This is a genomic window from Buttiauxella massiliensis, assembly GCF_902500225.1.
In the GTDB taxonomy this organism is placed as follows: domain Bacteria; phylum Pseudomonadota; class Gammaproteobacteria; order Enterobacterales; family Enterobacteriaceae; genus Buttiauxella; species Buttiauxella massiliensis.
On record NZ_LR722689.1, the window covers coordinates 1 to 1,193 of the forward strand.

The following is a 1,193-nucleotide window of genomic DNA, read 5'->3' on the forward strand; positions in this document are numbered from 1 at the left end:
TATCAGCGATTAAGCGATAACTTTAGCAACAACGCCCGCGCCTACAGTACGGCCGCCTTCACGGATTGCGAAACGCAGACCGTCGTCCATCGCGATTGGGTGGATCAGGGTAACAACCATTTTGATGTTGTCGCCCGGCATTACCATCTCAACGCCTTCTGGCAGTTCGATGGTGCCAGTCACGTCAGTTGTACGGAAGTAGAACTGTGGACGGTAGCCTTTGAAGAACGGAGTATGACGGCCGCCTTCGTCTTTGGACAGGATATAAACTTCTGACTCGAACTGAGTGTGTGGCTTGATAGAGCCTGGCTTAGCCAGTACCTGACCACGTTCGATATCTTCACGTTTAATACCACGCAGCAGAACACCAACGTTCTCACCAGCACGGCCTTCGTCCAGCAGTTTGCGGAACATTTCAACGCCGGTACAGGTTGATTTCACGGTATCTTTGATACCAACGATTTCAACTTCTTCACCAACTTTAACGATACCGCGCTCTACACGACCGGTAACAACAGTACCACGACCGGAGATGGAGAATACGTCTTCGATTGGCAGCAGGAACGGCTTGTCGATAGCGCGTTCTGGTTCCGGGATATAGGTATCCAGGTAGCCAGCCAGTTCGATGATTTTAGCTTCGTAATCCGCGTCGCCTTCCAGTGCTTTCAGCGCTGAACCACGTACGATTGGAGTATCGTCGCCTGGGAAGTCGTACATAGACAGAAGTTCACGAACTTCCATTTCTACCAGTTCCAGCAGCTCTTCATCATCAACCATGTCGCATTTGTTCAGGAACACGATGATGTAAGGAACGCCAACCTGACGACCCAGCAGGATGTGCTCACGAGTCTGTGGCATTGGGCCATCAGTCGCAGCAACAACCAGGATAGCGCCGTCCATCTGAGCAGCACCGGTGATCATGTTTTTAACGTAGTCGGCGTGCCCTGGGCAGTCAACGTGCGCGTAGTGGCGAGTCGGGGTGTCATATTCAACGTGGGAAGTGTTGATGGTGATACCACGAGCTTTTTCTTCTGGTGCGTTATCGATCTGGTCGAAAGCACGAGCAGAACCACCGTAGGTTTTAGCCAGAACGGTAGTGATTGCTGCAGTCAGAGTGGTTTTACCATGGTCAACGTGGCCGATAGTACCGACGTTGACGTGCGGTTTTGTACGTTCAAATTTTTCTTTAGACA

1 protein-coding gene is annotated in these 1,193 nt (G+C 51.2%); it reads right to left on the reverse strand.

The window, feature by feature from the left end:
* Positions 1 to 9 precede the first annotated feature (9 nt).
* On the reverse strand, positions 10 to 1,193 hold a 1,184-nt coding region (tuf, locus tag GC128_RS22920), incomplete at its 5' end, for an elongation factor Tu (RefSeq protein ID WP_064519627.1).